This window comes from Bacillus sp. ISL-77 (assembly GCF_018613105.1).
Map to the genome: position 1 here is coordinate 1 of NZ_JAGGQY010000105.1, position 16,016 is coordinate 16,016.

The window sequence follows — 16,016 nt, forward strand, 5'->3', positions numbered from 1 at the left end:
AGGACATTACTTGTCAGTCCTGCTTCAATGGACGCTGTTCCGATTACGATATCAATTGTCTAACCGACTTTGGTAGGAAGCCGTGCTCCTGCCTCTCTTAGTAATTCAATGGTTAACTCTAAAAAAAGCGCCGCCAAAATGGGAGGGAGTGGTATTTCCCGGCGGGAGGTAACTCAGGTGTTCATCTAATCCTTTGGTAGGAGTTCGTAATGGTATGATAAGGCAGCTACATATACTGGAGTTATTAAAATAGAAAATGCTACAGCAAAAAGCCGGATCAGCAGGAAAAAAGAGGATAACATCCAAATTAGGAAATAATCCTCGAAAGAACTGAAGAATTCAACCAGAGTTGTTGGGGTAATCAGGACTTGTGGACACCTATCAACGAATATGGCTATTTTCCCTTCTGTCAGAATGGCCTTGGCCCTGTCCGGACGCTCCGTGTCCAGAAGCTGTGGAAAAGCGGAATTTTTATTATACGATATTTAATTGAACTATGTAGGAACTATCTGTAATGGCAATAAATTCAACACTTTTGATCCGTTCTCTAACGGTTTGAACATTGGTAATGCCATCAATGGCATAATGACCACATTCGTTTTGGAACGAGAGCCGACGGTTAATTCTTCAACAATTGTTCTTTAACGGGAAGCCTTTTGGGAAATAAGTTTTACATTTTGCTCAATTGATTCGACAAAAGCTTCCTTCGGACCGATTACGCTAAATTCAACCTCAGGCGTTGTAATGCCGCAAGTTCCTTTTAGGCAGCTAAAAACCCAAAATTCTTTTTGTCTGATTAAAGAGTTTACAGACCATATCCATTAAATAATAAATGAAATAGAAAAACTGTTATTGGTTTGACGATTAATAAAAGAAACCTTTTTATAATCCTTTGATCGGTGAAGATATTGCTCCAGGGATTCTATTTCATCATTTTGTCCCAGTTTTTTTGCAAACCAGCCCTTCTTGGCGTCTCACCACCGTCTACCATTTTTTATTTATCGTTTCCTCCTTTGGGAGAATTATGAATCATGCTGCTGAAAAAAATATAAACTTGAATGGAAATAGATACTGTTTGGATTCCAGTAGATGTTTTTTTAGTATATTGAGTAAATAAAGGTTTGGCTGCTAAAAGCATATCATGCCCTCATTTCCAATAAACGCAACATAGTTGACATTATGTATATAGTTATAGAAATACTTAATATAAAATTTGAAGGAAAATTTCTCCTTTTGTTGAAGTGATTAAGTGAAAGGAGAGGAAGGAAATGAAATATACAATTGATGTGGCTGATTTGCTTTGTACAACACACAGATTAAAAAAAGATTGGGTTTTTAAAAAGTTTACTGGGAAACACGAAAAAGAAATCCAGGAGGATGATCTAACTTTTAATGATTACTACGAATCAAAGCGTTGGATGCATACTCATGATTTTATTGAAGTTGAAGGGAAAAAGGTAGAGGTAAATCCAATAAGTTATGTTTAACTGATCCTACTGTTAGTGTACGTCCCCACAGAACCGGAAAGCCTAAAACTCCTTACATTACTGAAGAGGATTTAAAAAGGGTATTAATTGCAGGAAATGATAATTACAATAATTCCTTAGTTATTGATTTTGATGGGTATCTCCATTTGATCCCGTTTAATCAAGCAAAGGGTGGACCATATGCTGTAAGATTTGAAACGTTTTTAGCCGGTAATGGGTATGTAGGCTTGCAAAGTAGTCTTAATCATATAGATGATACTTATTTGAGCTTAGTAGAAGGCTGGTTAACTCATTTAGTAGGACATGATAAAATTTATAGGGATTATCCAAGCGACCAAACAAAAGAAGAGCTCATTGAAGAAATTAAAGATGCTATAAACAATTTATAATATTTTCATACAAAAAGCATGGAGCCGTTTAAGGGGTACGGAAACGAATCTGGATTTCAGGGGCCACTATGGAAAACAAAATCAAAAATTAAATGTTAAAGTCAATAAAGTTGTTCCAGAAAAGGGCGCCATTCTTGAGGATTGGCGCTCATTTTGCAATTTAGTGCCATATTGTTGAATTGAATATTTTTTACAATTTTACTTTATAGATAATTAATGGATGATATAATAAGTTCAAGAATAATTGGACGGGGGAGAAATTTGTGGAAGAAATCTTAAAACAAATTTTGAATGAACTAAAAGAAATGCGCGTAGACATAAATGAATTGAAACAAGGACAGAACAGACTGGAAGTTGGGCAAGAGAAATTACAAAAGAATCTTGTCGATAGTTTAGGATTATACACAGATAAAATTGTTGATCATATCGATGATAAAACTGAAGTATTAAACAAAAGAGTCTACAAAGTAGAAACAGAGATTGAACGATTGAGCAGACAGTAAGGAATCATACAGTCCTTACTGTCTTTTAGCTTATATCTCAAAAACTAACCGGAAATCTATGTGTTATTCCATAAACGGCTTGAATTAAATAACAAGGTGTGATGTTTATGACTTACCCTGGTTTTAGATTTGAAAAAATATGGACGGACGTGGATTTTTTTGAAGCACATCTAGGTTTCTATGGAAGTGAATTTAATATTAACCTAGATACTTATACCGATAATATTTCTCTTAACGAACTGCGATTAGGTTTATTGAGTTTTGTAGAACGACTTGGGAAAAGTGAGTTTTTATGGAAATCAGGGCACGAAAAAGCAACACATTATTTGTCAATGAGGTTCTTCCTTCAAGAAAAACGAGGAATTGTTGGAGTTGAAGTTAATCTAGATAATAATATGGAACCACCAAACCGATTTCGGTCCAATTTTTATTTATTAACTGAGTTGAATCAATTTGATGATTTAGCAAGAAAAATTGAGAAATTGATTAAAGAGGAAATTAACGACTTTGAGGGATTATATTCAGCAAATTAAACTATAGTCTTATTACTAAAGGGAGCTTATCTCGAATAATATTTAGGCATTGATTTTCAACAATCGGGCGCAATTCTTTAACAAAAGATGCGTCTATTTTTGTTTAGGGCCAGATTGTGGAGGATCATTTTAAAAGAAAATTGGATATTTATCGATGAGATTGATTCGTTATTTGGACAAGTATACGAAAAAAATTAATCTTTCTTCGTCTAAAATGATTATTTTTTTGTCTAATAGGTAAAAGGAAAAAAGAAGGTGATGATCATCATTGGCTTTAAACGTAAAAAACAAAAAAGTAACGAACAAGTATTTTTAGAACTGTTTCAGCAATACGAACAAGATATTTATCGCATGGCCTATTTGTATGTAAAAAACAAAGACGATGCACTGGATGTCGTACAGGAAACAGCGTATCGAGCTTTTCTGAAGTTCGGCACATTAAAGGATGTCCAGTATTTTAAAACATGGCTCATCAAAATTACCATAAACTGTGCGGTGGATTTATTACGAAAAAAGAAGAAAGTGGTCCATTTGCAAACGGCAGATACCGAATTCCTTTCCACTAGAATGGGAGATATTCCTTTGTCTTTATCGTTACAAGATTTACTTGAATTATTGGATGAAGATGAAAAGACCATTGTGTTATTGAAGTTTTATCAAGGCTATACCTTTCAGGAGATTTCAGAATTTATCAATAAACCTGTCAGTACGGTAAAGTCAGTTTTGTATCGTGCATTGGAAAAGCTTCGAAAACGGACCAGGAGGGAAGACCTTTATGGACAATAACATTAAGAAAGAACTCAATCAAATCGAGATACCGCAGGAGCTGCGAGAGAGGGTTCTATTAGGAATGGAACAAGCGAGGACCGAACTGGAACCCAATAGGGATAAGAAAAGCTGGAGCATTGGAAAAAAAATAACCTTGTTTAGTGGGGTAGCGGTACTATTTTGTGGATTATTTATCGGGTCGGCTTTTGTCTCACCGACAATGGAAGCACTCGCTTCCAAAATTCCTTATTTAAATTTGATTTTTCACTCGAAATGGGTGGGGGATGAAATTTTAGAGGAATTAAAGAGAAAAGGCTACAAGGTTAGTTCCACAGGGGTCGGATACACTCCAAAGAAAACCGTTTCAGTCTTTTTAGATATGAAGGACCGGGAGTTTAAAAAAGCAAAACCAGATGTCGAAAAGATTGTAAGGGATATTTTAAAATCAAGAGGTTATGATGCGTATTCGATTGACGTAACTAAATCTATACCTCGGGAGGACTATATTCCAAGCGGAGAAGAAAAGAAAGAAATGACAATTCTTAATTCAGAGGTGACCAATAGATTAAAACAGTTAAATTTTCAATTTAATAATGTGCAGACAGATCCAACGGAACATACGATTTTTATTAATATAGGAGCCTCTAAGGATTACTACAATTCTGTTAAGGAAGATGTGGAGAAAGCCGCACTAGAAACGGTTAGTGCGAATCATTATAAGGGGTATAAAATTAATGTAACCAACGTAACAGTAACGGTTAGGAAATCGGACAAAGGATCTCAAATTACTATTCCTCTTTCAGAAGGGCTAATGTCCAAAAAAGAGTTTAAAGTTACAGAAGTAGGGTATAAAATTAAACCTTTAACCTTCATCATTCAAACCTCTGTCCAAAGTACTGATCCAAAGTCAAAAGAGCTTGGAAAGAAACTCGACCAGATGATAGTAGAATTTTTAAATTCGAAGGAAATTTCGTCGATTTTGAAGAATGAGTCATATGAGATTATTATAAAGAGCAAGGATAATAAAAAAATTAACTAATATGGGGCTGCTGTGGCAGCTTGGGATTTGAAAGGGCCTGACGATTCATCAGTCCAGTTTTCTTAGTCTTTAATCAGCTAAATGGCAGGTTTGTTAAAGAAGAAAATGCCTTATTAATGTCGCAATAGACACAAATTGCGATAAAAAAAGTGCTGCTCAAGAAAGCAACACTTCTTAAATGAAATAACTTTTGTAGTAAAAGAAAGTAATAATAACTGCAAATAAAGTATAGATAACAGAAGCGTAGATTGGAATCCTTCCAAATTTAGCACCTCGTTTTCCTTCAACTTCCATGTAAGTTTGGCTGTTAGAAAAATCGGTCATTCGATTGTTAGGTGCCGTCATTAGAATTCCAAGGATCCCAACTGGGAAGGTCAAATCAATGATGTTGGCGTGAAAAAGAAATGCTGCACCGAAGTTTAGAATCATTAATATTACAAATGTAGCCAAAAATGCTAGTACTTTTTTCATTTTAGCCTCCATCTATGGTTCCTTAGCTCTAGTTTAAAAGTGTACGAGGATAAATTCAATTGGTTATTTTTTGAAATTCAAAAAAATAAAAGTGCTACAATTCGAAGATATGCGCACTTAATAGAAAGTCCTTGTTCAGCTAAAAGGGGCTTGTCTTGAAATAAGATTTAAGCATTGATCTTCCACAATCGGGCGCTTTCCTTGAACAAGGATCAGCGCTTATTTTCATTTTAGGGCCATTTTGTGGAATTACTCTTTATAGGAAATTAGATATTTGATTTTGAAAATAGTTTAAATATTCATCTTGTTTGGGCTAATTTGAAAAGTGATTTAATTTAATGAGAACTGAAAAAGCGAATTACAAAGAAATAGACAAAAACGCCGTCAAAAAATTGGTTAGATTTAAAAAGGATTAGCCCTTATCGAGGTTTGATAAGGGCTTTCGGCTTTTAAAATAGCGCTTATTTTACTGAGAGATCAGGGAAAAACAATCTTTATACGATTGGCAGGAGAAGAATTTTGAATCCTAGAATTTTATTTAACCTCTATAGGTTTCTTAGTTACAGGAATAACAGAAAACGTTAATGGTTGTCCAAAAATAAATTTCCATTGTCCATTCTCTTTACATACAGCTAAATTTTGAGTGATGCTGTGATGCGGATATTTATTTTCTACCTGTGCAATGGCTAAGGTTTCTGAAATCATGTTTATTCCATAAGTAGTTATTTCAGGGATAGGTCCTTGAGTGATAGCTTTAAGATGTTCTTCAAGTTTAAAATCTCTTTTTTGAGGAACGACTTTTATATAGTTCTTCATTTTTGAAACATCATGTTCCTTGATTGCATTAGTATAATTGGTAAATACCTTTTCAACTTCAACTTGGCTTGCATCTCTATTTAGATTGGTGGACTTAACACCTGAAGGCGGTAATCCGTTTATGACTTTCCATTGTCCATCCTTTTTTATCACAGGTGAATCGGCTACACTTAACTGAACAAAAAAATTAAGGTCAAGTAGACTAACCGCTAATCGTTTCCTCTGACATATACTTTCCGATCACATAGCCATTTCCACTTGGTTGTAATAGGGTGGCCAATACCTGCCCCTTTTGAACACTTTCAGGATAAATAAAGCTCACCTTTCCATTACCGTTCTGCTTTTCCTTCAACTTAAATGAATGAAAAATAGCCTTTTTTTCCTCAAAAGATAACACTCCAATGACTCCTTTCCAAAATATACCTATAATTTTATTCTAAAAAACAGGCAAAACTAGTAAAGAAACAGCCATCAACTTCCAGGTGAAATTTACCAACATTATGTTTATTATACCAGAGTAATAACAGTGGAACTGTAATAATCTCATTTTCCTACAATAATATAGCCAAAAAGTATGTCTTCATTGTGAATGTTTATGATTGGTAAAGATTGTTTATGAATGTTTTTGATTGGTTTTTCAAGACTAAAGTATTATTATAAAAGGGAGCAAATTCATGAAAGCGTTTTTAGGAGGCGAGTACTATGTTAGAGCCTGAACGCTATCAAATTATATTAGAAGCATTAAAGAAAAAGAATACCGTAAAGCTGCACGAACTACTAGAACTTACGAATTCATCTGAATCAACGATTCGTCGGGATCTTACTCAGCTAGAAGAAGGCAAATTCCTTAAAAGGGTCCATGGTGGTGCAGCCAGACTGCAAGGAAAGCTACAAGAACCCAGCATGACAGAGAAATCATCCAAAAACCTTCAAGTGAAGCGGGAAATCGCTCAATATGCCGGAAGCATAGTGGAAGAAGGAGATTGTATCTATTTAGATGCAGGTTCCACTATTTTTGAAATGATTCCTTACCTTCCCACTAATATCGTTGTAGTAACAAACGGACTCATGCACACAAACGAACTTCTTAAAAAAACATAAAAACATTTTTACTAGGGGGCTACATTAAGCCTACCACCAAAGCCATGGTTGGCCGCGGTGCACTTGAAAGCCTTGAACAGTATCGTTTTGATAAATGCTTTATGGGCGTAAACGGAATACACACCCAACTAGGTTACACCACTCCTGACCAGGAAGAGGCCATGATTAAACAGCAAGCTATTAGTCTATCTTGTGAAGTCTATGATATAGCAGATGAATCCAAATTCTCAGAGATCGCATTTGCCAAAATAGCTGACCTCCACGAAGCGACGATTCTAACAAATGAATTGGATCAGGATACAAAGGAACAGTATTCCAGTAAGACAAAGATAAAGGTGGTTACTTCATGATTTACACATTAACGTTAAATCCATCACTCGATTATATCGTTGAACTAGAACAAGTCACTTTAGGTGGATTAAACAGAACGAAAAAAGAAACCAAATTGCCAGGCGGTAAAGGGATTAACGTATCCCAAGTCTTAAAAAGACTTGAAATAACTAATAAAGCCCTTGGATTTATCGGCGGCTTTACAGGTGATTATCTTGAAAACTACTTAAGATCACTTGAAATTAACACTGATTTTTTCAGGGTTGAGGGAGATACGAGGATCAATGTAAAAGTAAAGTCTGATTCAGAAACGGAAATCAATGCATCCGGACCTAACCTTACGAAAGAAAACTTCGAAGCATTGAAGCAAAAAATTCATGAACTAACAAGCGAAGATATCCTTGTTTTGGCAGGAAGCATTCCTTCCACAATGCCAACGTCCACATATGAACAGTTAGCTGAGATTTGTATGGAAAAGGGCATTAAATTTGTGGTTGATGCCGAAGGAAACTTGTTAAAAAAGGTGATTCCATTACAGCCTTTCTTAATCAAACCTAATCATCATGAACTTGGTGACCTATTCAATACAACGCTCTCCACTTGTGAAGAAGTCATCCCATATGGACAAGAGCTCATTAAGCAAGGGGCACAAAATGTAATTGCCTCACTAGCAGGTGAAGGTGCCGTCCTTATTAACAAGGACCAAGCCATCATTGCAACGGTTCCAAAAGGAGAAGTCAAAAGCTCTGTTGGTGCTGGGGATTCAATGGTAGCAGGTTTTCTAGCAACCTATGAAAAAACAAAATCAATTGAAGAGGCCTTCCGCTTCAGCGTTGCCTCAGGAAGTGCAACTGCCTTTTCAATCGGCCTTTGTACACCTGAAAAAATTGAAAGTTTACTTCCACAAGTAAAGCTCGAAACGAAATTATTCTAAAGGAGAATGTCTATGAAGATAACAGAGCTTTTAACAAAAAATACAATCCACTTAAACATAAAAGGCACACAAAAATTAGATGTTGTTGAAGAGTTAGTATCTGTATTGGATAACGCCGGCAAATTAGCTGACAAAGCTGAATATAAAAAGGCTATTATCGCAAGAGAAGAGCAAAGCACAACGGGTATCGGTGAGGGAATTGCCATTCCCCATGCAAAAACAAAAGCAGTTAAGCAAGCTGCTATTGCGTTTGGTCGATCAACAGGCGGTGTAAGCTATGAATCTCTTGATGGCCAGCCTGCCCATCTTTTCTTTATGATTGCAGCAACAGAAGGTGCGAACAATACTCACTTAGAAGCGTTGTCAAGATTATCAACGATTTTATTAAATGAAGAAGTTCGCAAGCAACTGCTTACAGCGAAAACGGAAGATGAAGTGTTAGCGATCATCAACAAGTATGATCAAGAAGATGAAGAAGAAACACAGTCAATGGCTGGGAAAAGTCAGTTTATTGTTGCCGTTACGGCGTGCCCAACTGGAATTGCCCATACGTATATGGCAGCCGATTCCTTAAAGGCGAAGGCGAAGGAAATGGGTGTCGACATTAAAGTCGAAACCAATGGTTCTGGTGGAGCGAAAAACGTACTGACAGCGGAAGAAATTGAAAACGCTGTGGCGGTTATCGTCGCTGCTGATAAAACAGTAGAAATGGCCCGCTTCAACGGCAAGCACGTGATTGAAACAGCGGTAGCGAACGGAATTCGCAAGCCGAAGGAATTAATTGAAAAGGCATTAAAGCAGGATGCCTCGATTTATCATGGTAATGGTTCTGCTGCTAGCAGCGAGAGCGGAAATCAAGGCAGAGGCGTTGGTGCAACTATTTATAAGCACTTAATGAACGGTGTATCCAACATGCTTCCATTCGTTGTCGGCGGTGGTATTTTAATCGCAATCTGTTTCATGTTTGGCTTCAATGCTTTCAAGCCGGATGATCCAACTTATAATCCGATTGCTGAAGCCCTAATGACAATCGGCGGCGGTAATGCCTTTGCTCTAATGGTCCCTGTTCTTGCTGGTTTCATCGCCATGAGTATTGCAGACCGTCCTGGATTTGCTGCAGGTATGGTTGGCGGTATGCTTGCTAATGCCGGCGGCGCAGGTTTCCTTGGCGGACTTATCGCAGGTTTCCTTGCTGGTTATTTAGTAGTAGGTTTGAAGAAATTATTAACTTTTATGCCTGCATCACTTGAAGGAATTAAGACGATTCTTTTATATCCACTATTAGGTATCGCATTAACCGGATTTATCATGTTATTTGTTGTCAATAAACCTGTCGGTGCTCTTAACCAAGCCATTTCTCACTGGTTATCAAATCTTGGAACTGGAAATGCTGTTTTACTTGGAATTATCCTTGGTGCGATGATGTCCTTTGATATGGGAGGACCAATCAATAAGGCAGCATACGTATTCGGTACTGGATTATTAGCAAATGGTGTGTACGAGCCAATGGCTGCGATTATGGCGGCTGGTATGGTTCCACCATTAGGAATTGCCATTGCAACAACTGTATTTAAAAAGAAATTCAGCCAGCAAGATCGTGAAGCTGGTAAAGTAAACTACATTATGGGACTATCTTTTATCACTGAAGGTGCGATTCCATTTGCAGCTGCAGACCCACTTCGCGTTATCCCTTCTGTAATGGCTGGATCTGCTGTAGCAGGTGCTTTATCAATGATGTTCCATATCGGCCTTCGCGCTCCTCACGGCGGAGTATTCGTTATGCCACTTGTAAGCGGCAACTGGTTATTGTACCTATTATCAGTTGTAATTGGAGCAATTGTTTCAGCTGTCCTGCTTGGTATCTTGAAAAAGCCTGTAACAGAATAAACTATTCAAAGCATGATTTCCATACGGGAATCGTGCTTTTTTCATACCCACCATCAAATTATTGAACTTTTTCAAAACACAATTGACCTTATATTTTTTCAAAAACACCGAGAGCTCTTTCATCAGATGAAGTGAAAGAACTGGTAGAAAAGTTTCGCAAAGCTGTACAGCGCGCTGTAAAAGCAGGATTTGATGCCATTGAAATCCATGGTGCTCATGGGTATTTAATTCATCAATTCCACTCTCCATTAACCAATAAAAGAGAGGATGAGTATGGAAAGGATTTAACGAAGTTTGGCCGAGAAATTATAGAAGCAGCCAAAGCTGAGATCCCAGAAGATATGCCGTTAATGATGCGTATATCTGCTAAAGAATACGTAGAAGGTGGATATGGAATTAACGAGAGTATAGAGTTTGCAAAAAAATATCAAAAAGCAGGAGTTGATATCTTTGACATCTCTTCAGGTGGTGAAGGACTTATCGCTGCGTGGGGAAGACCAGGTACACATGCTGCTTACCAAGTACCACTAGCTCGAGAAATTAAGAAAGCGCTAAATGTTCCAGTTATTGCAGTTGGAAGATTGGGTAACCCTACATTAGCAAACGCTGTTATTGGAAATGAGGAAGCAGATCTAGTAGCGGTCGGACGAGGAATGTTACGAAATCCTTATTGGGCATTAGAAGCAGCCATGAAACTGAAAAAAGAAACTGTAGTACCGAAACCCATTATAGATGGGTTTAGAAGATAAATAACTATAAAAAAGCTAGTTAGAAAATGATTACGGTGAGGCAACAGCGATACATCTTGCGAAGAATGGGGCATCTGTAGTACTAGCAGCAAGAAATGAAAATAAGTTAAGAAATTTATCAGATCTTATTAAAAATGAGGGTGGGACTGCTCTTTACAAAGTAACAGATGTCACTGTTAACAAAGAGGTTCAAAATTTAGTTGAATTTACAATAAATAAATTGGACGAATAGATACACTAATTAATTGTGCAGGTTTAATGTTGTTTTCTATGTGGGATAATGCACACGTAGATGAGTGGGAAAAAATGATTGACCTTAATATTAAAGGAGTCCTTTATGGAGTATCTGCAGTCCTGCCGCATATGAAGAATCAAGGTAGTGGACAAATTATTAACGTAGTGTCGATTGCTGGTCATGCCATCGGAGAAGGTCATGGTGTTTATAGTTCGACAAAGTATGCTGTACGGCATTACACAAGAGTTTACGTAAAGAGGTATCTGTTAAACATAATATCCGAGCGGTATTAGTATCACCGGGTGTCATTGCTACGAAATGGCAGGATCATTTACCGATGAAGATGTAAGACCAGAACTGGAAGAGTTAAACAAGGTTGCTATTGTCGTTAATCACCCTACGAACGTTATGATAAATGATGTGATTGTTACCCCTACGGCTCAAGAGTGGTAAATAAAACCGGTAAAATCATAATCTTTTTAGGAAATGTGTAGTTAGACCTTTAATTTGAATTCTAATCGAACTTTTATAATAAACAATTTTAAAGGAGGTTAATTATGAAGGTGTTAGTTGTAGGTGCTAATGGTCGAGTTGGATCACGCCTTGTTGAAAAACTAGCTGAAGATGGACACTTCGTTTACGCAGGATCAAGAAGAGATAATCTTACTAGTCATTTGAGCAATGTTCAACATGTTCATATTGATTTATTGGCAAGCCCTAATGAAATTGCTGAAAAGATGTATGTCGCAGAAGCTATTTTCTTTGTAGCTGGTTCTAGAGGGAAAGATTTATTGAAGATTGACCTAAATGGTGCTGTTAAAGTCATGCGTGCTACTGAGAGCAAGAACATTAAGAGGTTTATTATGCTTAGTTCCGTTTTTTCTCTGGATCAAGACAAATGGAATGAGTCTTTTCTAAAAGATATAACGGACTATAATATTGCCAAACATTTTGCTGATCAGTGGCTCATCAATAATACAAAGCTGGATTATACCATATTACAGCCGGGAGTTTTAAAAGAAACCCCTGGGTCTGGGGAAATAGATGTTAATATTGACTATCCTGCTGAGAACTCTATTGAAAATGTAGTTGACGCTTTAGCCCAAAGTTTGCTAGAGCCAGCTACCATTGGGAAAGTCATAACGATGGGCGATGGTAAAACTCCTATAGCAGAAGCTTTACGGAATTTATAAGATTAAAACTTATTACTCGATAATTTTTATTTCAAAATTATAGTTGGAATTAGGAAGTGCAAAACAAAGAATAAGTCAGAATTCATCTAAAAGGAGCAAACAATCATTTATAGTTTGCTCCTTGTTTATTTCTCACTAAACCTAAATTCAATTTAAGCTGAGATTAATATGAATTTGATGGAGTGTACTTAAAACTTTTACCTCTAAAATCTTAGTCTATTTGCGTTTTTATATATTCAATGAACTTTTTCGCAGCAGGTGAGATTTCTTTTAGAGATAGTGCAGCAATCCCAATCATTCGATGCTGTTCCGGTTCTAGACTGAGAAGCCTAAGTTTATATGGTATACCTTGCAGAACTAATTCAGGCATGATGCTTACTCCTAATTCATTTTCCACCATTGCTACAATAGCGTGGTCTTCGATCATATCAAAACTCTGCTTAAGAGTAATGCCTGTCCCTTTTAATAACCTCTTTATATCGTGGTTTGCAGTTGCCTTAATGGCAACCTTTTAGTCTTTATGGCTAATAAGGAACTTAATATATCCTAATTTATGTGTCTATTTAACGTTCGTTTTATGAACCCTTTTAGAAAAACAACAAAAACAACAAAAAAAACAAAGAAAGGAGTATTGTATTCATCTATAAAGATGTTTTTTTGTAGCCACTGGAATTACGGATTATTAAAAGATAAGCAGGCAAGCGGTCTTGATAAAGTTCCAGGGAAGGATTTAGATGAATACCCACCAGCAATGTTTGAAGAGGGTGGTATGGGTGCAAGTGTAAGACCTGTTAGTCCGTCTGATAACCGAGGTGCAGGTGCTTATTTAGGGAATAAGTTAAGAAATTATCCAGATGGAACAAGAGTAAGACTTAAATAATGGAGGGATTATATAATGAGTGAGTTTTCTTTTGAGACTGAAATATTTTATTCACAGATTGCATTGTTTCAGTATGGAATTGATAACCCTTTTAATGATTGGAATGAAACTCATGTAAATCAAGGGTTTTCGTGGAGAGATGTTTCAGTTTCCTTTGGGACGCTATCTAGTGATGGTGATTGTAAGATTACTGTGAAGTTGACTAAAAAAATAGAAAATGATGATGATATAATAAGAGCGATTGTTGTTCCGTTCAAAGTTAAAAAGGGTGGCATAGAGATAGGATCAGTAATGGAAACAGTTGCAATTGATATACCTGAAGGGAATTATGAAATATTGTTTACTGCTAAAAGTGTAAATAGCACAGAGCACTATACATTTTCATTTATAGAGAGTGAAAATCCCATTGCAAAAGTTTTAAAAGCAGACGATGAATTAAATTTACCTGATAATTTATTAATGGAAGCAAATCCAGCTATATAATATTTATTGGACGGCTAATTCTGTGTTAGCCGTCCTTTTTTAGTGTATGGAGTGTCGAATAAACTACTACTTTTATAGAGAATAAGTATAATTCTTATAATCCCTGTATAATGTTTTTTTAAAATTATTTCGTACGCACAATAGCTTTAAAACGTGTATCCTATTAAATTTAATTTATTTCTTGAAAAAAACTTAAAAATCATTAGATACTACCATTCTCATCCTCTAATACCCTACCTTTGTTTTCTCCCTGCCTTTTAAACTTTTTCGCAACTTTGACGTACATGGAACGATTACTATTGCAAGAGGACTACTCCATCTCGATTAACTCCTGAATGTCTATGTCTAACACTTTGCATACCATTTCTATTGTTGATAGATACACTCTGTCCACATTGTCTGAACACAAATGGCTTATTGTGTTGGGACGAAGCCCTGTCATACGTGCCAATTCATGTTGCGATAGACCCTCAAATTCTTATGATTAAATCTTCTTTTATAATATTTCTGCAATCCAAAAACAATAGCATCTTATTCTCAGAAAATTATTATTTTTTAATATGTAAAAAAAATCTTTTATATAATCTACGAGTCTTGAATGTTCTCCCACATCAAATATGGTAAATTAATTAATTAAAAATAATCATTGAAACTTCCTTTTAAAAAATGGAAAATAAAATAAGTAGTTAATTTTACACTTTATTGCAAAATTCGCTATAAATCTATTTAGAAAAGGGTAGGGTTATGGAAACAACAAAAAGAATTAGTGCAGAAAATGAACAAGTACGCACCCCGAGTAAGAAGAAATTGATATATATTGGAATCCTTGTTCTTTTACTCATTTCTGTGTTGATATTTGTAGCTATAATTGAATTAAATAAAAGTAAAGAGAAGTTAGTGTTTATAAATCCAGCAGAAAAAACATTTTTGGAAACAAAAACAGTGTCAGGTCGCGTCGTACAAAGTCATACTGAAACGATTTATGTAAATGCAACAAAAGGGTTGATTCAGGAGATTTTTGTAAAAGAAGGGGAAACTGTTACAAAAGGACAAAAGCTCTTTTCTTATGAAGGCTCAACACTGCAGGCAGAGCTAGGACAAGCAGAAATAAATAAAAAACTTGCAGAAACAAGTGTTATTCAGGTGAAAGAACAAATCACGTCATTAGAGAATGATATTAGGAAAGCTGAGTCAACTGCTACACTTGGTACAATAAATACGACTGATACAACCAACACAACAAATACAACTGATGTGGTTGATACAGATAGTATTGCTACTAAACCGATCCAGTCACTTTATGCTGAACTAAATACAGCAAGAGCTGAACTCCGTGCAGCAGAATTAAAAGTAGAAAAATATTCGTTGCAGGCTGAAAAGCTAAAAGCCGAGCTCGATACATTAACTGTTAGCAGCAACACTGATGGTGTAATAGTAAGCCTGAACAAAAATGTAGGTCAAGGTTTTCGTGCAACAGAAAATCAGCAACTAGCAATCATTCAAATCGCTTCTAATGATCCGTTTCAAATTGAAGGGAAGTTAACAGAAGCAGAAAAAGCAAAAATTACATCAGGCCAACCGATAACACTTATTTCTAATGCAGTTGCAAATAAGAAATGGAAAGGGAAAATTTCTGAGGTTAGTGATTATCCCACCTATAAAACACCTGCAAAAAAGGATAAAGATACACAACAAAATCCCATTCCGCTCTATTCCTTTAAAGCAAGTTTAGATTCACAAAAGGGCCTTTATCCTGGCTACAATACCACACTGGACGTAGTAGTGCAGTCAAAGCGGTTGCTGGCAGTTCCTGAATCGAGCATCATAGGGTCTGGAAAATCCACCTATGTACTTGTACTAAAAAAAGAAGGAAAGATACAAAAACAAATGGTAGAAACTGGTCAAAAAAGAGGTGAATGGGTTGCCATCCTTAAGGGGTTAAAAGAAAAAGACAAACTAGGAGAAAATCCATCCTGGATTGTTCGCCTTGGTACAAAAATCAACCTAAAATAAGAAAAAAGAGACTATTATGAAATAAAACATAATCTGGGGTTTCTGACTCCAATAACCGCACAGTGATTCCTACACTCGTGCGTTTTTTTCTTGGTTTATTTTTCATTGGTACATTTACAAATATATTTATAGAAAATTCGAATGTATGATATTTCTAGTAATAAAGTAAATGAAAAAGGGTGTAAATGATGTGACCCCCAAAAGT

At 36.1% G+C, this 16,016-nt stretch carries 17 protein-coding genes and 6 pseudogenes; 16 read left to right on the plus strand and 7 right to left on the minus strand.

Annotated elements, in window-relative coordinates:
- Window positions 1–62 precede the first annotated feature (62 nt).
- Both J7E77_RS30120 and J7E77_RS30125 read right to left on the minus strand, forming a co-directional pair.
- Window positions 63–746, minus strand: a pseudogene (locus J7E77_RS30120) (spore germination protein); the annotation flags it as partial.
- A 248-nt stretch (window positions 747–994) separates the two neighbouring features.
- Complete coding sequence (locus J7E77_RS30125) at window positions 995–1,138, minus strand: hypothetical protein (protein WP_214717122.1); 144 nt, start codon at window positions 1,136–1,138, stop codon at window positions 995–997.
- Window positions 1,139–1,268: 130 nt separating this feature from the next.
- Between J7E77_RS30125 and J7E77_RS30130 the strand changes: the two genes are divergently transcribed.
- From J7E77_RS30130 to J7E77_RS30155, 6 genes are all read left to right on the plus strand, one after another.
- A complete protein-coding gene (locus J7E77_RS30130) occupies window positions 1,269–1,487 on the plus strand; it encodes a hypothetical protein (RefSeq protein ID WP_214719285.1) in 219 nt (72 codons plus the stop codon).
- A gap of 146 nt (window positions 1,488–1,633) precedes the next feature.
- Window positions 1,634–1,876 carry a hypothetical protein gene (locus J7E77_RS30135; protein ID WP_251028241.1) on the plus strand — a complete coding sequence of 81 codons (243 nt, stop codon included), beginning with the start codon at window positions 1,634–1,636 and terminating at the stop codon, window positions 1,874–1,876.
- 263 nt (window positions 1,877–2,139) lie between these two features.
- Complete coding sequence (locus J7E77_RS30140; protein ID WP_214719010.1) at window positions 2,140–2,379, plus strand: hypothetical protein; 240 nt, start codon at window positions 2,140–2,142, stop codon at window positions 2,377–2,379.
- A gap of 107 nt (window positions 2,380–2,486) precedes the next feature.
- The gene (locus tag J7E77_RS31015; protein WP_251028242.1) at window positions 2,487–2,912 is read left to right on the plus strand and encodes a hypothetical protein; all 426 of its coding nucleotides are present in this window, start codon (window positions 2,487–2,489) and stop codon (window positions 2,910–2,912) included.
- Between the two features lie 258 nt (window positions 2,913–3,170).
- Window positions 3,171–3,698, plus strand: a complete 528-nt coding sequence (locus J7E77_RS30150; RefSeq protein ID WP_214719310.1) for a sigma-70 family RNA polymerase sigma factor — start codon at window positions 3,171–3,173, stop codon at window positions 3,696–3,698.
- Entirely contained in the window at window positions 3,688–4,719 is a 1,032-nt protein-coding gene (locus J7E77_RS30155; protein ID WP_214719286.1) for a DUF4030 domain-containing protein, read from the plus strand. The genes J7E77_RS30150 and J7E77_RS30155 overlap by 11 nt, the downstream gene beginning before the upstream one ends.
- Window positions 4,720–4,893: 174 nt before the next feature.
- On the opposite strand, the gene J7E77_RS30160 is transcribed toward J7E77_RS30155, so the two are convergent.
- From J7E77_RS30160 to J7E77_RS30170, 3 genes are all read right to left on the minus strand, one after another.
- A complete protein-coding gene (locus J7E77_RS30160) occupies window positions 4,894–5,190 on the minus strand; it encodes a hypothetical protein (RefSeq protein WP_214719287.1) in 297 nt (98 codons plus the stop codon).
- A gap of 534 nt (window positions 5,191–5,724) precedes the next feature.
- Window positions 5,725–6,159 carry a DUF4878 domain-containing protein gene (locus J7E77_RS30165; protein WP_214719289.1) on the minus strand — a complete coding sequence of 145 codons (435 nt, stop codon included), beginning with the start codon at window positions 6,157–6,159 and terminating at the stop codon, window positions 5,725–5,727.
- Between the two features lie 49 nt (window positions 6,160–6,208).
- Window positions 6,209–6,403, minus strand: a complete 195-nt coding sequence (locus J7E77_RS30170; RefSeq protein WP_214719291.1) for a hypothetical protein — start codon at window positions 6,401–6,403, stop codon at window positions 6,209–6,211.
- A gap of 305 nt (window positions 6,404–6,708) precedes the next feature.
- Here J7E77_RS30170 and J7E77_RS30175 point away from each other — a divergent pair.
- From J7E77_RS30175 to J7E77_RS30200, 7 genes and pseudogenes are all read left to right on the plus strand, one after another.
- A pseudogene (locus J7E77_RS30175) lies at window positions 6,709–7,457 on the plus strand (DeoR/GlpR family DNA-binding transcription regulator).
- Window positions 7,454–8,371: a 1-phosphofructokinase gene (gene pfkB, locus J7E77_RS30180; RefSeq protein WP_214719293.1), complete on the plus strand. Its 918-nt coding sequence runs from the start codon at window positions 7,454–7,456 to the stop codon at window positions 8,369–8,371. Before J7E77_RS30175 ends, pfkB begins: the two are co-directional and overlap by 4 nt.
- 12 nt (window positions 8,372–8,383) lie before the next feature.
- A complete protein-coding gene (locus J7E77_RS30185) occupies window positions 8,384–10,258 on the plus strand; it encodes a PTS fructose transporter subunit IIABC (RefSeq protein WP_214719296.1) in 1,875 nt (624 codons plus the stop codon).
- 98 nt (window positions 10,259–10,356) lie between these two features.
- A pseudogene (locus J7E77_RS30190) lies at window positions 10,357–11,007 on the plus strand (oxidoreductase); the annotation flags it as partial.
- Window positions 11,008–11,056: 49 nt separating this feature from the next.
- Window positions 11,057–11,535, plus strand: a pseudogene (locus J7E77_RS30195) (SDR family oxidoreductase).
- 25 nt (window positions 11,536–11,560) lie between these two features.
- Window positions 11,561–11,695: a hypothetical protein gene (locus tag J7E77_RS31345; RefSeq protein WP_285290752.1), complete on the plus strand. Its 135-nt coding sequence runs from the start codon at window positions 11,561–11,563 to the stop codon at window positions 11,693–11,695.
- Window positions 11,696–11,799: 104 nt separating this feature from the next.
- Window positions 11,800–12,435, plus strand: coding sequence for an NAD(P)H-binding protein (locus tag J7E77_RS30200; RefSeq protein ID WP_214719298.1), 636 nt, complete (start codon window positions 11,800–11,802; stop codon window positions 12,433–12,435).
- 211 nt (window positions 12,436–12,646) lie between these two features.
- On the opposite strand, the gene J7E77_RS30205 is transcribed toward J7E77_RS30200, so the two are convergent.
- Complete coding sequence (locus J7E77_RS30205) at window positions 12,647–12,937, minus strand: LysR substrate-binding domain-containing protein (protein ID WP_214719313.1); 291 nt, start codon at window positions 12,935–12,937, stop codon at window positions 12,647–12,649.
- Window positions 12,938–13,153: 216 nt separating this feature from the next.
- Between J7E77_RS30205 and J7E77_RS31020 the strand changes: the two are divergent.
- Window positions 13,154–13,315 (plus strand): annotated as a pseudogene (locus J7E77_RS31020) (NucA/NucB deoxyribonuclease domain-containing protein); the annotation flags it as partial.
- Between the two features lie 15 nt (window positions 13,316–13,330).
- Complete coding sequence (comJ, locus tag J7E77_RS30215) at window positions 13,331–13,798, plus strand: competence protein ComJ (RefSeq protein ID WP_214719302.1); 468 nt, start codon at window positions 13,331–13,333, stop codon at window positions 13,796–13,798.
- Window positions 13,799–14,108: 310 nt separating this feature from the next.
- On the opposite strand, the pseudogene J7E77_RS30220 reads toward comJ, so the two are convergent.
- Window positions 14,109–14,267, minus strand: a pseudogene (locus tag J7E77_RS30220) (helix-turn-helix domain-containing protein); the annotation flags it as partial.
- A gap of 275 nt (window positions 14,268–14,542) precedes the next feature.
- Here J7E77_RS30220 and J7E77_RS30225 point away from each other — a divergent pair.
- Window positions 14,543–15,811 (plus strand): efflux RND transporter periplasmic adaptor subunit, encoded by a 1,269-nt coding sequence (locus tag J7E77_RS30225; RefSeq protein WP_214719304.1) that lies wholly within the window; start codon window positions 14,543–14,545, stop codon window positions 15,809–15,811.
- The last annotated feature ends 205 nt before the right edge of the window (window positions 15,812–16,016 follow it).

Coding starts and splice junctions, on each gene's coding strand:
- J7E77_RS31015 (WP_251028242.1), top strand. CDS start 2,487: ATGACTTACCCTGGTTTTAGATTTGAAAAAATATGGACGGACGTGGAT.
- J7E77_RS30125 (WP_214717122.1), bottom strand. CDS start 1,138: ATGCTTTTAGCAGCCAAACCTTTATTTACTCAATATACTAAAAAAACA.
- J7E77_RS30160 (WP_214719287.1), bottom strand. CDS start 5,190: ATGAAAAAAGTACTAGCATTTTTGGCTACATTTGTAATATTAATGATT.
- J7E77_RS30130 (WP_214719285.1), top strand. CDS start 1,269: ATGAAATATACAATTGATGTGGCTGATTTGCTTTGTACAACACACAGA.
- J7E77_RS30150 (WP_214719310.1), top strand. CDS start 3,171: ATGATCATCATTGGCTTTAAACGTAAAAAACAAAAAAGTAACGAACAA.
- comJ (WP_214719302.1), top strand. CDS start 13,331: ATGAGTGAGTTTTCTTTTGAGACTGAAATATTTTATTCACAGATTGCA.
- pfkB (WP_214719293.1), top strand. CDS start 7,454: ATGATTTACACATTAACGTTAAATCCATCACTCGATTATATCGTTGAA.
- J7E77_RS30185 (WP_214719296.1), top strand. CDS start 8,384: ATGAAGATAACAGAGCTTTTAACAAAAAATACAATCCACTTAAACATA.
- J7E77_RS30200 (WP_214719298.1), top strand. CDS start 11,800: ATGAAGGTGTTAGTTGTAGGTGCTAATGGTCGAGTTGGATCACGCCTT.
- J7E77_RS31345 (WP_285290752.1), top strand. CDS start 11,561: ATGGCAGGATCATTTACCGATGAAGATGTAAGACCAGAACTGGAAGAG.
- J7E77_RS30155 (WP_214719286.1), top strand. CDS start 3,688: ATGGACAATAACATTAAGAAAGAACTCAATCAAATCGAGATACCGCAG.
- J7E77_RS30225 (WP_214719304.1), top strand. CDS start 14,543: ATGGAAACAACAAAAAGAATTAGTGCAGAAAATGAACAAGTACGCACC.